Origin of the sequence: Enterobacter cancerogenus, from assembly GCF_019047785.1 — a bacterium.
GTDB classification, from domain to species: domain Bacteria; phylum Pseudomonadota; class Gammaproteobacteria; order Enterobacterales; family Enterobacteriaceae; genus Enterobacter; species Enterobacter cancerogenus.
The window spans coordinates 2,179,839-2,199,473 of record NZ_CP077290.1; the positions used below are offsets into that span (position 1 = coordinate 2,179,839).

Annotated in this window: 22 protein-coding genes; 9 read left to right on the top strand and 13 right to left on the bottom strand. The window is 56.0% G+C overall.

What is annotated here, in order from left to right:
* The first annotated feature begins 133 nt into the window (after positions 1-133).
* A complete protein-coding gene (locus I6L58_RS10195) occupies positions 134-1,471 on the top strand; it encodes a hemolysin family protein (protein ID WP_006179018.1) in 1,338 nt (445 codons plus the stop codon).
* An 88-nt stretch (positions 1,472-1,559) separates the two neighbouring features.
* Here the strand turns inward: I6L58_RS10195 and I6L58_RS10200 are convergent, their stop codons facing one another.
* Positions 1,560-1,766: a DUF1107 domain-containing protein gene (locus I6L58_RS10200; protein WP_006179016.1), complete on the bottom strand. Its 207-nt coding sequence runs from the start codon at positions 1,764-1,766 to the stop codon at positions 1,560-1,562.
* A gap of 324 nt (positions 1,767-2,090) precedes the next feature.
* Between I6L58_RS10200 and I6L58_RS10205 the strand changes: the two genes are divergently transcribed.
* Entirely contained in the window at positions 2,091-2,645 is a 555-nt protein-coding gene (locus I6L58_RS10205; RefSeq protein WP_006179015.1) for a YtfJ family protein, read from the top strand.
* On the opposite strand, the gene cysQ is transcribed toward I6L58_RS10205, so the two are convergent.
* Complete coding sequence (gene cysQ / locus I6L58_RS10210; RefSeq protein ID WP_088208724.1) at positions 2,642-3,382, bottom strand: 3'(2'),5'-bisphosphate nucleotidase CysQ; 741 nt, start codon at positions 3,380-3,382, stop codon at positions 2,642-2,644. The genes I6L58_RS10205 and cysQ overlap by 4 nt on opposite strands.
* A 190-nt stretch (positions 3,383-3,572) precedes the next feature.
* On the opposite strand from cysQ, the gene I6L58_RS10215 reads away from it, so the two are divergent.
* Positions 3,573-5,516 carry a bifunctional 2',3'-cyclic-nucleotide 2'-phosphodiesterase/3'-nucleotidase gene (locus I6L58_RS10215; RefSeq protein ID WP_088208723.1) on the top strand — a complete coding sequence of 648 codons (1,944 nt, stop codon included), beginning with the start codon at positions 3,573-3,575 and terminating at the stop codon, positions 5,514-5,516.
* Positions 5,517-5,588: 72 nt separating this feature from the next.
* Here I6L58_RS10215 and I6L58_RS10220 read toward each other — a convergent pair whose 3' ends face one another.
* On the bottom strand, positions 5,589-5,975 hold the full coding sequence (locus tag I6L58_RS10220) for a winged helix-turn-helix transcriptional regulator (protein WP_006179010.1): 387 nt from the start codon (positions 5,973-5,975) through the stop codon (positions 5,589-5,591).
* 84 nt (positions 5,976-6,059) lie between these two features.
* On the opposite strand from I6L58_RS10220, the gene I6L58_RS10225 reads away from it, so the two are divergent.
* The 3 genes from I6L58_RS10225 (at position 6,060) to I6L58_RS10235 (ending at position 8,855) form a co-directional block, all read left to right on the top strand.
* Positions 6,060-6,908: an SDR family oxidoreductase gene (locus I6L58_RS10225; RefSeq protein ID WP_088208722.1), complete on the top strand. Its 849-nt coding sequence runs from the start codon at positions 6,060-6,062 to the stop codon at positions 6,906-6,908.
* An 81-nt stretch (positions 6,909-6,989) separates the two neighbouring features.
* Complete coding sequence (locus I6L58_RS10230; protein WP_088208721.1) at positions 6,990-7,814, top strand: AraC family transcriptional regulator; 825 nt, start codon at positions 6,990-6,992, stop codon at positions 7,812-7,814.
* Between the two features lie 75 nt (positions 7,815-7,889).
* Positions 7,890-8,855, top strand: coding sequence for a DMT family transporter (locus I6L58_RS10235; RefSeq protein ID WP_088208720.1), 966 nt, complete (start codon positions 7,890-7,892; stop codon positions 8,853-8,855).
* Between the two features lie 75 nt (positions 8,856-8,930).
* Here I6L58_RS10235 and I6L58_RS10240 read toward each other — a convergent pair whose 3' ends face one another.
* Positions 8,931-10,580, bottom strand: a complete 1,650-nt coding sequence (locus tag I6L58_RS10240) for a methyl-accepting chemotaxis protein (RefSeq protein ID WP_088208719.1) — start codon at positions 10,578-10,580, stop codon at positions 8,931-8,933.
* Between the two features lie 244 nt (positions 10,581-10,824).
* On the opposite strand from I6L58_RS10240, the gene ytfE reads away from it, so the two are divergent.
* Positions 10,825-11,487, top strand: a complete 663-nt coding sequence (ytfE, locus tag I6L58_RS10245; protein WP_088208718.1) for an iron-sulfur cluster repair protein YtfE — start codon at positions 10,825-10,827, stop codon at positions 11,485-11,487.
* 63 nt (positions 11,488-11,550) lie between these two features.
* On the opposite strand, the gene cycA is transcribed toward ytfE, so the two are convergent.
* Together cycA and fklB are read right to left on the bottom strand one after the other, a co-directional pair.
* A complete protein-coding gene (gene cycA / locus I6L58_RS10250) occupies positions 11,551-12,963 on the bottom strand; it encodes a D-serine/D-alanine/glycine transporter (RefSeq protein WP_006179001.1) in 1,413 nt (470 codons plus the stop codon).
* 314 nt (positions 12,964-13,277) lie between these two features.
* Positions 13,278-13,898 (bottom strand): FKBP-type peptidyl-prolyl cis-trans isomerase, encoded by a 621-nt coding sequence (gene fklB / locus I6L58_RS10255; protein ID WP_176399436.1) that lies wholly within the window; start codon positions 13,896-13,898, stop codon positions 13,278-13,280.
* Positions 13,899-14,130: 232 nt separating this feature from the next.
* Here fklB and I6L58_RS10260 point away from each other — a divergent pair, with 232 nt between their 5' ends.
* Positions 14,131-14,775: an OapA family protein gene (locus I6L58_RS10260; protein ID WP_088208717.1), complete on the top strand. Its 645-nt coding sequence runs from the start codon at positions 14,131-14,133 to the stop codon at positions 14,773-14,775.
* A 45-nt stretch (positions 14,776-14,820) separates the two neighbouring features.
* Here the strand turns inward: I6L58_RS10260 and I6L58_RS10265 are convergent, their stop codons facing one another.
* From I6L58_RS10265 to rpsF, 5 genes are all read right to left on the bottom strand, one after another.
* Positions 14,821-15,750 carry a DMT family transporter gene (locus I6L58_RS10265; RefSeq protein ID WP_006178998.1) on the bottom strand — a complete coding sequence of 310 codons (930 nt, stop codon included), beginning with the start codon at positions 15,748-15,750 and terminating at the stop codon, positions 14,821-14,823.
* 151 nt (positions 15,751-15,901) lie between these two features.
* The gene (rplI, locus tag I6L58_RS10270; RefSeq protein WP_006178997.1) at positions 15,902-16,351 is read right to left on the bottom strand and encodes a 50S ribosomal protein L9; all 450 of its coding nucleotides are present in this window, start codon (positions 16,349-16,351) and stop codon (positions 15,902-15,904) included.
* 39 nt (positions 16,352-16,390) lie between these two features.
* Complete coding sequence (rpsR, locus tag I6L58_RS10275; RefSeq protein WP_002210155.1) at positions 16,391-16,618, bottom strand: 30S ribosomal protein S18; 228 nt, start codon at positions 16,616-16,618, stop codon at positions 16,391-16,393.
* Between the two features lie 4 nt (positions 16,619-16,622).
* On the bottom strand, positions 16,623-16,937 hold the full coding sequence (gene priB / locus I6L58_RS10280) for a primosomal replication protein N (protein WP_006178996.1): 315 nt from the start codon (positions 16,935-16,937) through the stop codon (positions 16,623-16,625).
* Positions 16,938-16,943: 6 nt separating this feature from the next.
* A complete protein-coding gene (gene rpsF / locus I6L58_RS10285) occupies positions 16,944-17,339 on the bottom strand; it encodes a 30S ribosomal protein S6 (protein WP_006178995.1) in 396 nt (131 codons plus the stop codon).
* 342 nt (positions 17,340-17,681) lie between these two features.
* On the opposite strand from rpsF, the gene yjfY reads away from it, so the two are divergent.
* Entirely contained in the window at positions 17,682-17,957 is a 276-nt protein-coding gene (gene yjfY / locus I6L58_RS10290) for a DUF1471 family protein YjfY (RefSeq protein ID WP_088208716.1), read from the top strand.
* A 129-nt stretch (positions 17,958-18,086) separates the two neighbouring features.
* On the opposite strand, the gene I6L58_RS10295 is transcribed toward yjfY, so the two are convergent.
* Both I6L58_RS10295 and I6L58_RS10300 read right to left on the bottom strand, forming a co-directional pair.
* Positions 18,087-18,773: an L-ribulose-5-phosphate 4-epimerase gene (locus tag I6L58_RS10295; protein WP_058609535.1), complete on the bottom strand. Its 687-nt coding sequence runs from the start codon at positions 18,771-18,773 to the stop codon at positions 18,087-18,089.
* On the bottom strand, positions 18,760-19,626 hold the full coding sequence (locus I6L58_RS10300) for an L-ribulose-5-phosphate 3-epimerase (protein WP_088208715.1): 867 nt from the start codon (positions 19,624-19,626) through the stop codon (positions 18,760-18,762). The genes I6L58_RS10295 and I6L58_RS10300 overlap by 14 nt, the downstream gene beginning before the upstream one ends.
* Positions 19,627-19,635: the final 9 nt, after the last annotated feature.

Below are 19,635 nucleotides of genomic sequence, written 5' to 3' on the forward strand. Positions count from 1 at the left end.
TGGCAGATTTACAGGTCTTTACGCTATACTACCGCTGAAATAATCGGCTCAACGCTACGAGCCGTGTTCTATGTGTCTTCACACAAACGTAATCAACTTCCCTTCCGAGGATCTGGCTGAAGCCGGATAAACTATGTTAAACAGTATTTTAGTAATACTTTGTCTTATCGCGGTCAGTGCATTTTTCTCGATATCCGAGATCTCGCTGGCCGCCTCCCGTAAAATCAAACTCAAGCTGCTTGCCGACGAGGGCAACATCAATGCATCACGCATTCTGAAGATGCAGGAAAACCCCGGCATGTTCTTTACCGTGGTGCAGATTGGCCTGAACGCGGTCGCCATTCTGGGCGGTATCGTGGGCGATGCGGCGTTCTCGCCGGTGTTCCACGGCCTGTTCTCACGCTACTTTTCACCGGAACTCTCCGAGCAGTTGAGCTTCATCCTCTCCTTCTCGCTGGTGACGGGCCTGTTCATTTTGTTTGCGGATTTAACCCCGAAACGCATCGGTATGATTGCGCCTGAAGCCGTGGCTTTGCGTATCATCAACCCGATGCGCTTCTGCCTGTTCCTGTTCCGCCCGCTGGTCTGGTTCTTCAACGGTCTGGCTAATAGCATCTTCCGCCTGTTCAAAATCCCGATGGTACGTAAAGACGACATCACCTCTGACGATATCTACGCGGTCTTCGAAGCGGGAGCCCTGGCGGGCGTGCTGCGCAAACAGGAGCACGAGCTTATCGAGAACGTATTTGAACTTGAATCCCGTACCGTGCCGTCGTCCATGACCGGGCGTGAAAACGTGATTTGGTTCGATCTTCACGAAGACGAACAGAGCCTGAAGCAAAAAGTCGCAGAACATCCGCATTCTAAGTTCCTGGTTTGTAATGAAGACATTGACCACATCATCGGTTACGTCGACTCTAAAGACCTGCTGAACCGGGTGCTGGCGAATCAGAGCCTGGCGCTCAACAGCGGCGTGCAGATCCGCAATACCCTGATTGTGCCGGACACCCTGACGCTCTCTGAAGCGCTGGAAAGTTTCAAATCCGCCGGGGAAGACTTCGCGGTGATCATGAACGAATACGCGCTGGTGGTGGGGATTATCACCCTCAACGACGTAATGACCACGCTGATGGGCGACCTGGTCGGCCAGGGGCTGGAAGAGCAAATCGTTCAGCGTGATGACAACTCATGGCTGATTGACGGCGGTACGCCAATTGAAGACGTGATGCGCGTGCTGGATATCGACGAGTTCCCGCAGTCCGGCAACTACGAGACCATTGGCGGCTTTATGATGTTCATGCTGCGCAAAATCCCGAAACGCACCGACTCGGTGAAGTTCTCCGGGTTTAAGTTTGAAGTGGTGGATATTGATAACTACCGCATCGACCAGCTGCTGGTGACGCGCATTGACAACAAACCGACCGTGCTGGTGCCAAAGCTGCCGGATGCGGAAGAGAAGGTCTCGGCATAACGTGCCTGTCCCCACAAACATCAACGGCTCCCATCGGGAGCCGTCTTTTTATCTACTACTGCTTATTTACTACTGCATAGCACGTTGGTTAAGCCATCTCAGTTTGCAGACGCATAACCTGACGGTTGACTTCGGACATCACAGAAAAATGCTGTTTGTCCTTCACTTTTGGGATAAGGATTTTGCCCTTATCGAACTCAAAAGCGCCAACATCCTTGATGTACAACCGTCCACGGAACAGGATCTTCACGTACTTCGCCACCTGAAGCGGGTTGTAGCGTTGGAAAATTTTCATTCTTGTCTCTCCTGCGAATCATACGCTCTTGCGGTGCCACAATCGGCCCGACTGTCCGGAGCGCAAATTTTATTGCCCAATGACTATAGACCAGAACCTCGTTGTTACCCAGTGTGCATAAGTTTATTTACCGTATGATTACAATTAATCAGAATAATCTTTGCAAACCGTGACTGAGCGCAGTATAAGCCGTCGTTTTTTCATGGATATGTGCGTTCACCCGCAAACTGGCATCGGGATTGCGGGAAAACCTCATTGATCGCACTTATGATTAAAAGTGCATGACCAAGTGGTCGGATCACCTGCAAATAATAAGGAAACACCATGACCCTACGTAGCATCCTGGGAGCAGCATGTCTGCTTCTGCCCCTGTGGGCTTGCGCGCACAACATTGAAAAAGGACAACGCGTACCGCCAGTCGGTATTGCAGACCGGGGAGAATTGATTCTCGACAATGATAAGTTTAGCTACAAACCCTGGAATAGCGCGCAGCTCGCAGGGAAAGTGAGAGTTGTACAACATATTGCTGGCCGTACATCGGCAAAAGAGAAAAACGCAACCCTGGTGGAAGCGATCAAGGCCGCAAAACTGCCGCATGACCGCTACCAGACCACCACGATTGTGAACACCGACGATGCCATTCCCGGCTCCGGGATGTTTGTGCGCTCAAGCCTTGAGAGCAATAAAAAGCTCTACCCCTGGTCGCAGTTTATCGTCGACAGCAACGGTGTGACGCGTAAGGCCTGGGCGCTGGATGAAGAAAGCTCGGCGATTATGGTGCTGGATAAAGAGGGCCGCGTGCAGTGGGTGAAAGACGGGGCGCTGACGCAGGATGAGGTGCAGCAGGTCGTCGCCCTGCTGCATAAGCTGCTGGATTAGTACAGCGAAACGCGAAAGCCGGGATTGAGGAAAGACTCGCGCGGGGTATAGTCCAGCGGCTTGCCCTGCCAGTCGTGGACATGTGCCCCGGCCGCCGCGGCAACCGCGTGGCCTGCCGCCGTGTCCCAGACGTTGGTTGGCCCGAAACGCGGATAAAGCTGCGCCTGCCCTTCTGCCACCAGGCAGAACTTCAGCGAAGAGCCAATCGACGTGGTCTGGTGCTCACCCAGCTGTTGCAGATATTCCTGCAACTCGCTGTCGCTGTGCGAACGGCTGATGACCACCAGCGGCGGACGTGCATCGCGGACCTGGATCTGCTTGCGCACGCCGCACTCCTCTTTCCAGGCCTTACCTTCTGCCGCGCTGTACATCACGTTCATGACCGGCGCGTAGACCACCCCCAGTACCGCTTTGCCTTTTTCAATCAGGGCGATATTGACCGTGAATTCACCGTTACGCTTAATAAACTCTTTGGTGCCGTCCAGCGGGTCCACCAGCCAGTAACGCTGCCAGTGCTGGCGCTCATCCCAGCTTTGCGGGGCTTCTTCTGATAACACGGGGATATCTGGCGTTAGCGCCTGCAGGCCTTTCAGAATAATGCCATGCGCCGCGATATCCGCCGCCGTTACCGGGGAGTCGTCCGCTTTGCTGACCACATCCATCGGCGTTGTACCGTCGTAAACCTGCATGATGGCATCACCCGCATCCCGTGCGAGCTGACAAATTTTATCTAACATTCTCCACCTCTTCGTTAACGCAGTGGGCATAACTTATTGTTTTAGTTATATCGTAATGTGAACAATTCCGCTATCTGTGAAGCAATCCCGGTTAAATCATCCTCATTTCTGGCAGGATTCACACTTCTGTAAGCAACGCACTATAGATACATATTCTTTTGTGGCCTGGATCGAAAAAAGGACTCCTGTGATGATTAAGTTTAGCGCAACCCTTCTGGCAACGCTGATTGCAGCAAGCGTACAGGCGGCGACGGTGGATCTTCGGATCCTGGAAACGACCGACCTGCACAGCAACATGATGGACTTCGATTACTACAAAGATACGCCTACTGAAAAATTTGGACTGGTACGCACCGCAAGTTTGATCAACGCCGCCCGGGGCGAAGTGAAAAACAGCGTGCTGGTCGATAACGGAGATGTGATCCAGGGCAGCCCGCTCGGGGATTACATGGCGGCGAAAGGGATAAAAAAAGGGGAGATCCACCCGGTCTATAAAGCGATGAACACCCTGGATTATACCGTCGGTAACCTCGGCAACCACGAGTTCAACTACGGTCTGACGTACCTTCACGATGCGCTCGCTGGCGCGAAATTCCCGTACGTTAACGCCAATATCATCGACGTTAAGACCCAAAAGCCCCTGTTCACCCCTTACCTGATTAAAGAGACACAGGTGGTCGATAAAGACGGTAACACCCAGACGCTGAAAATTGGCTATATCGGTTTTGTCCCGCCGCAAATCATGACGTGGGATAAAGCGAACCTCGACGGGAAGGTGACGGTGAACGACATCACCGAGACCGCGCGCAAATACGTACCGGAGATGCGCGAGAAAGGGGCCGATGTGGTGGTCGTTGTCGCCCACTCTGGCCTGTCAGCCGATCCGTATCAGGTCATGGCGGAAAACTCGGTCTACTACCTGAGTGAAGTGAAAGGCGTGGATGCGATTCTGTTTGGTCACGCCCACGCGGTCTTCCCGGGGAAAGATTTCGCCAGTATCAAAGGCGCGGATATCGACAAGGGCACGCTCAACGGCGTGCCGTCGGTGATGCCGGGCATGTGGGGAGACCATCTTGGCGTGGTGGATCTGGTTCTTAATAACGACAGCGGCAGCTGGAAGGTGATTCAGTCGAAAGCCGAAGCGCGCCCGATCTACGACGCAGCTGCCAAAAAATCGCTGGCGGGTGAGGATAAAAAGCTGGTCGACGTGCTGAAGCATGACCATGACGCCACGCGTGAATTCGTCAGCAAGCCGATTGGTAAATCAGCCGATAACATGTACAGCTTCCTGGCGCTGGTGCAGGACGACCCGACCGTTCAGGTGGTTAACATGGCGCAGAAAGCCTACGCCGAACACTATATTCAGGGCGATCCGGACCTGGCAAAACTGCCGGTGCTCTCCGCTGCCGCGCCGTTCAAGGTGGGCGGGCGCAAGAACGATCCGGCCAGCTACGTTGAGGTTGAAAAAGGCCAGCTCACCTTCCGTAACGCCGCCGATCTTTATCTCTACCCAAACACGCTGGTCGTGGTGAAAGCGACGGGCAGCGAGGTGAAGGAGTGGCTGGAGTGCTCCGCCGGGCAGTTTAACCAGATTGACCCGAACAGCAGTAAGCCGCAGTCGCTGATCAACTGGGACGGGTTCCGCACCTACAATTTTGACGTGATCGACGGCGTGAAATACCAGATTGATGTCACCCAGCCCGCAAAATATGACGGCGAGTGCCAGGCCCTTCATCCGCAGGCGGAGCGCATCAAGAACCTGACCTTCAACGGCAAGGCTATCGATCCGAATGCGACCTTCCTCGTCGTGACCAATAACTATCGCGCCTACGGCGGGAAGTTTGCCGGCACGGGTGACGACCACATCGCCTTTGCCTCACCGGACGAGAACCGCTCGGTGCTGGCGGCGTGGATCGGCGCAGAATCGAAGAAAACGGGCGCAATTCATCCGGCGGTCGACAACAACTGGCGTCTGGCACCGATCCACAGCGATACGCCGCTGGATATCCGCTTTGAAACCTCTCCGTCTGATAAGGCGGCCACGTTTATCAAGGACAAGGCGCAGTATCCGATGAAAAAGGTGGCGACCGATGATATCGGGTTCGCGATTTATCAGGTAGACCTGAGCAAGTAGCGGTGATTGTGTCGGGTGGCGCTTCGCTTACCCGACCTACGCGATCGTGTAGGCCGAGCCGCCACCCGGCTTTTACGCCGCCCGCTCATCCCGGTTCGCCAGCACCTGCGGCGTGTTCAGTTCTATCCAGTCGGCCAGCGCGGCCACCTTCTCGCTCACCTCAATGCCTAACGGCGTGAGGCTATATTCCACGTGCGGCGGTACGACCGGATACGAAACCCGGTCGACAAACCCGTCCTGTTCCAGCGCCTGCAGCGACTGGGCCAGCATCTTTTCGCTCACCCCGCCCATCTTGCGCCGCAGATCGCTGAAGCGATGCGTCCCCTGGCGTAGCGCCACGAGGATCAGCACGCCCCAGCGGCTGGTGACATGCTTGAGCACGTCCCGGGAAGGGCACTGCTCAGCAAAGAGATTTCCGTCGCGCATTTGCTCGCTGAGCGTCGGTATCGTCATTTTCATACTTACCTTTTTGTACGTACTTACTAAAAGTTAGTGATGGTGATAGTGTGCCATAACACCAGACAAACACGAAGGAGAATGATCATGATCGCGATTACCGGCGCAACCGGCCAGCTTGGCCACCTCGTTATTGAACAGCTGTTAAAAACCGTTCCGGCGAAACAGATTGTCGCCATTGTGCGTAACCCGGCGAAAGCCGACGCGCTGAGCCAGCAGGGAGTGGTGGTTCGCCAGGCGGATTACGCTGACGAAGCCGCGTTCACCGCCGCGCTGGGCGGCGTGGATAAACTGCTTTTAATCTCCTCCAGCGAAGTGGGCCAGCGCGCCGCGCAGCATCAGAACGTGATTAACGCCGCCAAAGCCTCCGGAGTGAAATTTATTGCCTACACCAGCCTGCTGCATGCGGATACCTCGCCGCTGGGCCTGCACGTTGAGCACGTACAAACCGAAAAAGCGCTGGCAGAGTCCGGCGTGCCTTACGCTCTGCTGCGCAACGGCTGGTATACCGAAAACTATCTGGCAAGCGTGCCACCGGCCCTTGAGCACGGCGTGTTTATCGGCGCGGCGGGTGAAGGCAAAATTGCCTCTGCGACCCGTGCGGATTACGCCGCGGCCGCCGCAAAAGTGATTTCAGAAGAGGGCCACGCTGGCAAGGTTTATGAGCTGGCGGGCGATAACGCCTGGACGCTGAGCGAGCTGGCGGCTGAGCTGAGCAAACAGAGCGGGAAAAAGGTGGCCTACCAAAACCTGAGCGAAGCAGATTTTGCCGCCACACTGAAGGGCGCAGGCCTGCCTGCCGGTCTCGCGGATATGCTGGCTGACTCCGACACTGGCGCATCGAAAGGCGGTCTGTTCGACGACAGCCGTACGCTCAGTAACCTGATTGGTCGCCCGACGACGCCGCTGGCGCAGAGCATCAGCGCCATCCTGTAATTGTTACGGCCTGGTTATTTTTTGTGGCATCCCCACGGGTCATCTCTGATAATAACGAGATGACCCACAAGGAGGCTCACCGTGCAAGGCGTACCCGATCAGTTCCCCGATGAGAGAGACAGCGCGCGCTTTCGCCATCTGCCGCACCTGCCGGGCCTCGAGCTTTATCACGCGCATATCTCCGGCTACGCCTTTGAGCCTCACACCCACGAAGCCTTCGGCATCGGCACTATCGAGACCGGTGCCGAGCGCTTTCGCTACCGCGGCACGCAGCACCTTGCGCCGGAAAAATCCGTTGTCACCATGAACCCGGACGAGATCCACACCGGCGAGTCCGCCACGGAAGATGGCTGGCGCTACCGGATGGTCTATATCGAACCCGGGCTACTGGAAGAGGTGACCGGCCTGCGCCACTGGTGGTTTAGCGACGTGACCCGCTACGACCCCGTGCGCTCGCAGCGAATTGGCCAGCTGATCTACGGCCTGTGGCATACGCAGGATCCGCTGGCGCAAAAAGGCCTGCTGCTGACGTTGATTGAGAGCTTCCAGCCCCTCGCCCGCCACGCGCCGGTGGTTCAGGAAGGCGCGCACCGCTTCGAGCGCGTGCGCGAGTATCTGCACGACAACTACATGCACTCCCTGACGCTCGACGAGCTGGCAAACGTGGTCTCGCTTAGCCCTTACCATTTTCAGCGCCAGTTCAAAGCCCATTTTCACGTGACGCCGCACCAGATGCTGATGGCTATCCGCCTGTGGCGCGCCAAGGCATTTCTCACCCAGGGCATGCCCGCCGCCGATGTGGCTGCCGCAACCGGGCTAACCGATCAGTCGCATTTAACCCGCGCCTTTACCCACCGCTACGGCATTACGCCCGTGCGTTACCAGAAGCAGGTTACGTCGCGTTAATGCGCAACCTCATACAATACGTACACATTTTCCCCTCCTACACTGGATGTTGAACAATTCAATGTGGATGGAAAAATGATTAGCGGCGTGTTGTATGCCCTGCTTGCAGGTCTGATGTGGGGGCTGATTTTTGTCGGCCCTCTGATCGTGCCGGAGTATCCGGCCATTTTACAGTCCACCGGACGCTACCTGGCGCTGGGGCTGATCGCTATCCCGCTGGCGTGGCTGGGCCGTGCGCGGCTCCGGCAGCTGAGCCGCCGGGACTGGTGGACGGCGCTGGGGTTAACCATGATGGGTAACCTTATCTACTACGCCTGCCTGGCAAGCGCCATTCAGCGCACCGGCGCGCCCGTTTCGACCATGATTATCGGCACGCTGCCGGTCGTTATTCCTGTGTTCGCGAATCTGCTTTACAGCCAGCGGGATGGCAAACTGGCGTGGTCGAAGATGCTGCCCGCCCTGGTGTGCATTGCCGTGGGGCTGATATGCGTGAATGTTGCCGAGCTGCGTCACGGGCTGGCCGACTTCAGCTTATGGCGCTACGGTTCGGGGATTTTTTTAGCCTTCATTTCTGTCGTGTGCTGGGCGTGGTATGCCCTGCGCAACGCGCGCTGGCTGCGGGAAAATCCCGACAAACATCCGATGATGTGGGCGACAGCGCAGGCGCTGGTGACGCTCCCTGTCTCGTTGGCGGGCTATGCCGGGGCGTGTCTCTGGCTGGGGAGCCAGCAGTCGGCATTCGCTCTGCCCCTGGGGCCGCGCCCGTGGGTATTCGTCGGGCTGATGATTGCCATTGCGGTGCTGTGTTCATGGGTGGGTGCGCTGTGCTGGAATATCGCCAGCCAGAAGTTGCCGACGGTGATCTTAGGGCCGCTGATTGTCTTTGAAACCCTCGCCGGGCTGCTCTACACCTTCCTGATGCGCCAGAGCGTGCCGCCGCTGTTAACGGCCTGCGGGATCGCGTTGCTGGTGATTGGGGTGGTGATAGCGGTAAGGGCGAAGCCGGAAAAACCGAGGGTTGTTCCGGCGTCGGAGGTGTGAGCTTTTCGCCGGGTGGCGGCTGGCCTTACCCGGCCTGGAATGTTCTCGAACGTAGGCCGGGTAAGCGGCATGATGTTAAAACGTTTCCCAGTTCGCTTCAGATGCTGTCGCGACGGGCTGCGCTTTTGGTGCGTAGGTTTTCACCGGCGCCGCTTTCACCGCCTGGCTGCGGGTAATCTTAAACACCGCCACCGCGTCGTTCAGGCGAGCGGCCTGATCTTCCAGCGCCGCCGCTGCTGCCGCAGACTCCTCCACCAGCGAGGCGTTCTGCTGCGTCACGCGGTCCATCTCGGCTACCGCCTGGCCGACCTGATCAATGCCGCGGCTCTGCTCGTCAGACGCCGAGGCGATTTCACCCATGATGTCGGTGACGCGGGTTACCGCGCTGACGATCTCCGCCATGGTCGCACCGGCCTCGTTGACCAGCTGTGAGCCTGCGCTGACGCGCTCGCCGGAATCATCAATCAATCCTTTGATCTCTTTTGCCGCCTGCGCGCTGCGCTGGGCAAGCGTACGAACTTCGCCCGCAACGACCGCAAAGCCGCGGCCCTGCTCGCCCGCACGTGCCGCTTCAACTGCCGCATTCAGCGCCAGAATGTTGGTCTGGAAGGCAATACCGTCAATCACGTTGGTAATCTGCGCGATTTTGCTGGAACTGGTGGCGATCTCATCCATCGTGCGCACCACACCCTCTACCACGTTGCCGCCCTTCTTCGCGGTGGAAGACGCATCCAGCGCCAGACGGGACGCCTGACGGGCGTTATCGGCGTTTTGCTTCACGGTCGCGGTGAGCTGTTCCATGCTGGCGGCGGTTTCTTCCAGCGACGCGGCCTGCTGCTCGGTACGGGAAGAGAGATCGTTGCTGCCCGCAGAGATTTCACCCGCGCCGGTATAGATTGTGTCTGCGCCTTCACGCACCACCCCGACCGTGTTCGCCAGCGACGTTTGCATCTCCTGAACGTTGCGCGCCAGTACGGCCATCTCATTCTTACCCTGCGCCTGAATCGGCTGGGTCAAATCCCCTGCGGCGATAGCGCGGATATGCTGAATCACCTCGTCCAGCGGCAGCAGCAGCACGCGACGCATCGCTATCCAGCTGGAGATAATCACCGCAATCACCAGAAGCATCACCGCCGAGAGGATCCACAGAATGCGCTTATAGTCGCTTTCATTATCCTGGATACCTTTACTGGTCAGCGCAGCCTGCGCCTCACGCCACTCGCGATACACCTTTTGCATCGCCGTCTGCTTCTGTTCAGCATTTTGCTTGAACATATCTTCCAGATTGCCCTGGCCCAGCAGAACGTTCATTTGCGTCAGCGTGGCGGAGTAAATGCGATACTGCTCTTCCAGCCGGTCGGCCAGTTTTTCATCCATACCCGGCGTTTCAGGCAGCGCGTAATATTTGTCGTAATGCGCCTGCGCATCGGCCAGCAGGTTTTTCGCGGTGGTCACCAGCTCGTTCAGCTGCCCGCCGTTAATTTGATTCGCCATGCTGCTTTGCAGACGCAGCATGCCGCGGTTCAGGGTCACGCGTGCCTGGTTCAGGCTGATCCACGCGTCGGTAAACTCCGCCACGTTCTGGCTGGAAAGCTGAGAAACGGTGAAGTTCTCTTTATCGTTATTCAGCGCATTAATGAAAATGCCCGCAGAGATCAGTTGCATGATGCCGAGCACCAGCAGCACCGAAATCAGAAGGGTTATGACTTTTATACGTTTAAACATGCGTTGCCTTTTTATATGCAGGTATTGTCCGACGTGTATCTATCGGCAGGCGCAGCAGGTTGTTTACTGTTTCTCCACCTTTAAAAACTTTCGAAAGCTATTTCCTGCATTCATTCAGCAAGTTAACTAAGAGGATTTTTTTGTGATCGCCGTCGTGTTTTACCCTTGCCCCTAAAGGGTTATAGCTTCGGCTTAAAGATGCATTTAAAATGCATCTTATATTATTGATGATGAGGTAACTGCTATGGCCTTCCGCGACCAACCCCTCGGCGAGCTGGCGCTCTCCATCCCACGCGCTTCTGCGCTGTTTCGTAAATACGACATGGATTACTGCTGCGGCGGTAAGCAAACGCTGGCGCGTGCCGCAGCGCGCAAAGAGCTGGATGTCGGGTTTATCGAAGCCGAGCTGGCAAAACTGGCCGAGCAGCCTGTCGAAAAAGACTGGCGCACAACCGCGCTGGCCGACATCATCGACCACATCATCGTGCGTTACCACGACCGTCACCGCGAACAGCTGCCAGAGCTGATCCTGCAGGCGACCAAGGTTGAGCGTGTACATGCCGATAAACCGTCCGTCCCGCGCGGGCTGGCGAAATACCTCTCCATGCTGCACGAAGAGTTGTCCAGCCATATGATGAAAGAAGAGCAGATCCTCTTCCCGATGATCAAACAGGGAATGGGCAGCCAGGCCATGGGGCCCATCAGCGTGATGGAAAGCGAACACGACGACGCGGGCGAACTGCTGGAAGTGATTAAACACACCACCAACAACGTCACCCCGCCGCCGGAAGCCTGTACAACGTGGAAAGCGATGTACAACGGCATTAACGAAATGATCGACGACCTGATGGAACACATCAGTCTTGAGAACAACGTTCTGTTCCCGCGTGCCCTCGCAGGCGAGTAAAAAAAGGCGCCCGAGAGCGCCTTCATGAAGTCCGAATTCGGCCACACCTGGTGTGGCCTTTTTTTACTTACGCATGCCAGCCATACGTTTTTTGCCGATAAACAGCCAGCCCAGCCCCAGCGCGATAAACCACAGCGGCGTGACGATCAACGCCTGACGGGTATCATCTTCCAGCGTCAGCAGCACCAGCACGAACACGAAGAAGGCCATGCATACCCAGCACATCAGCTTGCCCAGCGGCATTTTGTAGATTGATTTCTCATGCAGATGAGGACGCTGTTTGCGGTACACCAGATAGGAGCACAGGATGATGGTCCAGACGAACATGAACAGGATCGCCGAGACCGTGGTGATCATCGTGAACGCCCCGATCACGCTTGGGTTAACGTAAAGCATCACCACGCCGCCCAGCAGGCAGATACAGGAGAAGGTCAGCCCTTTCGCCGGTACCGCGCGCTTAGAGAGTTTGGCAAACGCGCTCGGCGCGACGCCTTCCTGCGCCAGACCAAACAGCATACGGCTGGTCGAGAACACGCCGCTGTTAGCAGACGAGGCCGCTGAGGTCAGTACCACGAAGTTGATCAGGCTCGCTGCCGCAGGCAGCCCCACCAGCACGAACAGCTCTACGAACGGGCTCTTGGTTGGCACCACCGAGCTCCACGGCGTGACGGACATGATAATAATCAGCGCGAACACGTAGAACATGATGATACGAATCGGAATCGAGTTGATGGCGCGCGGCAGGGATTTCTCCGGATCTTTGGTTTCCGCCGCCGTGGTTCCGACCAGCTCAATCCCCACGAACGCGAATACCGCAATCTGGAAACCAGCAAAGAAGCCGCTGATGCCTTTCGGGAACCAGCCGCCGTCATTCCACAGGTGAGCAAATGACGCCTGAACGCCGGTTGGTGACTGGAAGTGCGTCAGTACCATCACCAGGCCGACCACGATCAGCGCGACGATAGCGACGATTTTGATCATCGCGAACCAGAACTCCATCTCACCGAACATTTTTACGGTGGCCAGGTTCAGGCTCAGCAGCAGGACAATCACCGCCAGCGAGGCCACCCAGTCCGACAGACCGGGGAACCAAAATTGTGCATACGCCGTGATGGCGACGACGTCCGCCATGCCGGTCACTACCCAGCAGAACCAGTAGGTCCAGCCGGTGAAATAGCCCGCCCAGGGGCCGAGCAGATCGGAAGCAAAGTCGCTAAAGGATTTGTATTCGAGGTTCGAGAGCAGCAATTCACCCATTGCACGCATCACGAAAAAGAGCATAAAACCGATGATCATATAAACGAAGATGATCGACGGCCCGGCAAGGCTAATGGTTTTGCCCGACCCCATAAACAGCCCGGTACCGATGGCACCCCCAATGGCAATAAGCTGGATATGACGGTTTGTGAGATTTCGCCGTAGCGACTGTTCAGACGCCGCCTCTTCAGCGGCGGCGACTTTAACCTGATCTACCATGTGATATTTTCCTGTATATGCCTGTCTGTGTTGTTAAGGCTCTTCTGGCCTTTAAATACGTCAAAAAATTGACGGTCCCTGCGTAAGGACTCATCGATATTAGGTAAGAATCGGCGGGATGAATACTATGATTTGGATATTATGTTAATAATATGTTTAAAGTGAGTGTCATATCACTCATACAACGCGAAACAGCTCACAAAAATACACGCAACTGTTTTGTTTGCAAGATAAAATGTTGATTCCGGCGTAACTATAGGTTTTCTCGCTATTTTCCTCTCCCCGAGCGGAGAGAGGAAAATAAGAAAAGCCGATTACAGGATTTCCAGCAGCTCGACTTCAAAGACCAGGGTGCTGAATGGCGGGATGGATGCGCCTGCACCACGTTCACCATAGGCCAGGTTTTGAGGAATAGTCAGTTCCCATTTGGAACCCACTGGCATCAGGATCAGCGCTTCGATCCAGCCTGCGATAACGCCGTTGACCGGGAATTCAGCCGGTTCACCGCGCTGTACGGAACTGTCGAACACGGTGCCGTCGATAAGCTTACCGGTATAATGTACGCGAACGTGGTCGGTACGCGCCGGGATAGCGCCGTCGCCCTGCTTGATCACGCGGAACTGCAGGCCAGACTCGGTGCTGTTCACGCCTTCACGCTCACGGTTTTCTTCCAGATATTTCACGCCATCTGCTGCCATCTCTTCGAAGCGCGCGCGACGCACGGCGTCAGCACGTTCATGAATTTCACGCAGCGCGCGGTGAACAACGTCAACCGGAACGGCCGGGTGATTGCCTTCCAGCGCGTCAGCGATACCCGCCACCAGCGCTTCCGGTAACAGACCTTCCAGGCCGGATTCGCTCAGCTGCTGTCCTACCTGCAAGCCGATGCCGTAGCTTGCCTGCGCTTCGATAGTGTCAAAAGTCGGGGTGGTCATGGGTTTTCCTTCCATCACATTTAAAGTAGCGGGCAGCATATCAGCCATGCTCTTATGGGTAAAACTTTGTCTTAAGTAAAGGTGACAAACCGCAGCGAAACAGAAACAATAGAGGGGACCAGGATTAATCCCGAACTGATGTCACGGATGTCGGGTTTGCCACGCCGTTCAGGCAGTTAGCGAACTATACTTCGGAGCACAGGATAAAAAGACGCGGAGCAGGAGGAGAGCCATGCCCGGGCGATTTGAACTGAAACCTACCCTGGCGAAAATCTGGCATGCGCCGGACAACTTTCGCCTCATGGACCCGCTGCCTCCTCTGCACCGCAGAGGGATCATCATTGGCGCGCTGCTGGTCATCGTTGGCTTCCTGCTTCCTTCGGGGGGCGACGACGCCGACACGGCACCCGTCACCCGCAATGCGCAGCTGGATATCCAGTCCCAGACCCGGCCGCAGCCAGACTCGCAGCCGATACAAACTCAGCTTGTTACGCCGTCCAACGATCCGGGTCAGATGGCACCGGTCGAACCTGAACCTGTTCAGGAAGAGCAGCCCCAGGATCAGGCCGCTGCGCCCGTTGAGCCTCAGGCTCAGCAGCCAACCGGCATTGAGCAGCAGTGGCGCTCTTATCGCGTAGAGCCGGGTAAAACGCTGGCCCAACTTTTCCGCGACCACAACCTGCCAGCGACAGACGTTTACGCCATGGCGCAGGTAGAAGGCGCGGGTAAACCACTCAGCAACCTGCAAAACGGCCAGATGGTGCAGATCCGCCAGAACGCCAGCGGGGTGGTCACCGGCTTAACGATTGATACAGGAAATGGTCAGCAGGTGCTGTTTACCCGCCAGACGGACGGCAGTTTTATCAGAGCACGTTAATTCCGCAGGCCGGGTAAGGCGAAGCCGCCGCCCGGCATTCTGTTCTCAGGCACGCCGCTTATTCACCCACCAAATCCCCGAACAGACCAGTACCAGCGCAATCGCATATTTGATATCAAGAATGTTTTCGCCGAGGAAGATAGCGGACAGCACAGTGCCCGCCACCGGCACCACAAAGTTGAACGGGGCAATCATGCTCACGCGGTTCACCTTAAGCAGCACGCTCCACAGGGCAAACGCCACGGATGACAGCAACGTCAAATACCCCAGCACCGCCGCGGCGGTGAAGCTGTGTACCTCCAGTGTGCCGCCCGTTACATATCCGCCGATCACCAGCACAAGGCCGCCAATCGCCAGCTGCCAGCCCGTCATCACCGTGGGGTCGACGGTCTGGGAGATGCGTTTCCCGTAGAGCGTCGCCGCCGACAGAATAAAGGCGGCCAGCACCACGAACCCGTCGCCGTTCCAGACAAAGTGGAACTCACTTAGCCCGCTGTGAAAATTCACCAGCATTACGCCGGCAAACCCGAGAATACAGCCAAGCGTTTTGTTATAGCTCAGCTTGTCGTTGTGGTAGATAAAGTGCGCCAGAAGCACGCTGAAAAACGTCCCGGTCGCATTCATGATCGAACCGTTAACGCCCGTGGTATAAGCCAGGCCGATATAAAAGAAGGTGTACTGAATCGAGGTCTGGGTCAGGCCAAGGATCGTAAGCTGACCAAACTGTGCAGGCGTAAGCCTGGCAATGGGCTTTCGCTGTGCCAGCGCAAAGAGCAGCAGCAACGCACCGGCAAACAGGAACCGGTATCCGGCAAACACCACTTTTGATGGGATATCATCTGTCGCAATCTGGAAAAGTTCGTAGCCGCTTTTAATCGCCGGGTAGGAGCTCCCCCAAAGCAGACAGCAGAGCGTGGCGCAGGCATAGGCTACATGTCGACGGGCAAAGACGGGCACAGGCAGAGCGGTATCCATGGCAAATCTCAAAGATAAAATGGCGTTTCAATTTATTATCAAGAATGCGCCAGGAATGGCTGCCCTACAAGGATAAAAGCGAAATTCTGAGAGGTCTGAAAAGCAAAACGCCGGCACAAGGCCGGCGATTTGACGTGAGCAGAGTAAAAAATTACTCAGCTACAACGTTAACTACCAGTTTAGCGAACACTTCGCTGTGAACCTGGAAGTCAACTTCGTGCTCACCAGTGGTACGCAGAACGCCGTTCGGCATACGAACTTCGCTCTTAGCCACTTTCACGCCTGCTGCAGTTACTGCATCAGCGATGTCGCGGGTACCGATGGAACCGAACAGTTTACCTTCGTCGCCAGCTTTAGACGCGATGGTAACGGTGCCCAGTGCGTTGATTGACTCAGCGCGAGCGTTAGCAGCCGCCAGAACGTCAGCCAGTTTGGCTTCCAGTTCAGCACGACGTGCTTCGAAAAACTCTACGTTTTTCTTGGTAGCTGGAACAGCTTTACCCTGTGGTACCAGGAAGTTACGAGCGTAGCCCGCTTTAACGTTAACCTGATCACCCAGGCTACCCAGGTTTGCTACTTTATCAAGCAGAATAACTTGCATTACCTTATCCTCTTAAAGTCGTTAATAGACAGCGGCCGATTACTGATGACGATCGGTATACGGCAGCAGGGACAGGTAGCGAGCGCGCTTGATGCAGCGAGCCAGCTGACGCTGGTATTTTGCACGAGTACCGGTGATACGGCTCGGGACAATTTTACCGCTTTCGGTAATGTAGTTTTTCAACGTTGCGATGTCTTTGTAATCAATCTCAACAACGCCTTCCGCGGTGAAACGGCAGAACTTGCGACGACGGAAATAACGTGCCATTTGGCTAGTCTCCAGAATCTATCAAATCAATCTGCTCGGCATGCAGAACCATTTTGCTCAGGCCGTTCTTTGCCTTGTGGCATGAAATGAACCCCTGAACCGTTACTGCGCTACCGACCGTTATACTGTGAGTAATGGCCTGGTTTTCGTGTCCGCTAATAATAACGGGCATTTGGCACCACGCCTGCCGGTGAAACCCGGCTTCCTCTTGCACAGAACGATGCTCAAGCACGAACTGGCAATGCGGAATTCCTGATGGGCTGACCTTTCGAAGGGGGGTCCTGCACACGGTACCGGACAACACCAGACGGTTGGTCATCAGAAATTACTCTTCAGAATCCCCAGCATCAGAATCATCTGCGGTTTCGTTTGCGAAATCATCGCGACGCTCACGGCGCTCGTCTTTCGCTTTAACCATCGGAGATGCTTCGGTCACTGCGTGTTTGGTACGCATAACCATGCTGCGGATAACGGCATCGTTGAAGCGGAAGTTAGTTTCCAGCTCATCGATCGCTTCCTGCGGCGCTTCAACGTTCATCAGAACGTAGTGAGCTTTGTGCAGTTTGTTGATCGGATAAGCCAGCTGACGGCGGCCCCAGTCTTCCAGACGGTGGATCGTGCCTTCTGCTGCAGTGATTGCACCAGTGTAGCGCTCGATCATGCCCGGAACCTGTTCGCTCTGGTCAGGATGGACCATAAAAACGATTTCGTAATGACGCATCGAATTGCTCCTTACGGATTATTCAGCCTCCTGTCTGGGTCAGCCGAGGCCCGGGGAGGCAAGGAACGTGTTAAAGGTCGGCTGAAAAATTGACGCGTCATAATACTTGCGCGCCCCGGGAAACTCAAGCGAGTTGCACAAATAATTCGCACTAAGCGTAAAGCGGGTTTAAGTGGATGATTTAAAATTAATCACATTCATAAGCGCTGTTTTTTTGAACAAGTGCATCAGAAATGGTCACGCATCCCCGTCACAGAAGCGATTACACTTTAATCAACGCCAATCCAAAGACAAAAGGAGAGCACTCACCGTCACACAGCACGCAGTCGTGGAGCGCATATCATGAAAAAGATCGCAATTGCCGTAATGGCTGCGCTTTTGCTCAGTGCAAACGCGATGGCAGCCATCAAGATAGATGGCCGACAGGCCAAAAACATGGATGATGTGCAGAGCTTAGGCGTAATCTACATCAATCATAATTTCGCCACCGAAAGCGAAGCAGATCAGGCACTTAATCAAGAGACCGATGCACAGGGGGCCACCTACTATCACGTCATACTGACGCATGAGCCCGGCAGCAACGGCAATATGCACGCCAGTGCAGATATCTACCGATAACGCTAGCACCAGGAAAGCCAACAACGAGACATAGCCATGCTTTTATTTGCCCCCTGCCCGGGGGCTTTTTTTGTGAATGGCTCCGGAATACCGCCGGTTACAACTGTTTTGGTATTCCAGAGCACTTATTTACTTCTGCCCGTAATAGGCATTCGGGCCGTGCTTGCGCATGAAATGCTTATTCATCAGGTAATCATCGATGTCGCGCAGTTGCGGGTTAATGCCGCGGGCAATCCACGCCATCTTTGCGACCTCTTCCATCACCACCGCGTTATGCACTGCGTCGTGGGCGTCTTTACCCCATGAGAACGGACCGTGCTGATAGACCACAATCCCCGGCGTATGCAGGGGCTCACACTCGCCCAACGTGTCGATAATCACCTTCCCGGTATTGAGCTCGTACTCGCCTTCCACTTCGGCCTGCGTTAATGCACGCGTGCACGGAATGTCGCCAAAAAAGTAGTCGGCATGCGTCGTGCCCAGCGCCGGGATCGCCAGCCCCGCCTGTGCCCATGCGGTGGCGTGCGTGGAGTGGGTATGCACCACACCGCCCAGGGAGGGATAACGCCGGTACAGCGCCAGGTGCGTGGCCGTATCCGACGAGGGACGCCAGCTGCCGTCGACGACGTTTCCGTCGAGATCCACCACCACCATGTCGTCAGCCTTCATGACCTCATACGCTACGCCGCTGGGCTTAATCACTATCAGCCCCCGCTCGCGATCGATGGCGCTGACGTTACCCCAGGTGAACGTCACCAGGCCATAGCGCGGGAGATCCATATTGGCTTCAAACACCTGCTGCTTAAGCCTCTGCATGTTCAGCCTCCAGCAACCCTGCCCGGGCCATGCGCTCGCGCACCCAGTCGCGCGCTTTCGCCACTTCAGCCGCCGGGTCTTCCGACGTTTCGCTCCACATCTCAATCAGGTAGGGCCCGCAATAGCCGGTTTGTTTGAGCGTTTCGAAGCAGCGCTCGAAATCCACCACCCCCGTGCCGAACGGCACGTTTTTGAACACGCCAGGGCGGGTGTCTTTAACATGCACCGCCACGATATGCCCGATGCCCGCCTGCAGCTCCATCTGTACGTCGTTATCCCACGCCGATAAATTGCCGATGTCCGGGTAGAGCTGGAACCATGGATTGTTCAGATAATGGGCGTAACCAAGCGCTTTGCTGATGGAGTTCATGAGCGGGTAGTCCATGATCTCCATAGCCAGCGTCACCTGCGCGCGGCTTGCCATTTCAACGCTCTCTTTCAGGCCGTCCCGAAAGCGTCGGCGCGTTTCGTCGTTGGCTTCCTGATAGTAAACATCGTAACCCGCCAGCTGGATCACGCGGATACCGACATCCTGCGCGAAACGAATGGCTTTCCGCATAATCGCCAGACTTTCAGCGCGTACCGCATCATCTTCGCTGCCAAGCGGAAAACGTCGGTGGGCGCTAAGGCACATGGACGGCACGCGTACGCCGGTTTCCGCAACCGCGTTCACCAGCGCCAGGCGCTGCTCGCGGCTCCAGTCGAGGCGTGCCAGACGCGCGTCCGTCTCGTCCACAGACATTTCGACAAAATCAAACCCCAGCTGTTTTGCCAGCTGCAGCCGCTCCAGCCAGCACTCCCCCGCAGGGAGTGCCTTTTCATAAATGCCAAGCGGGACCTGTTTAGACAACATACCCGCTCC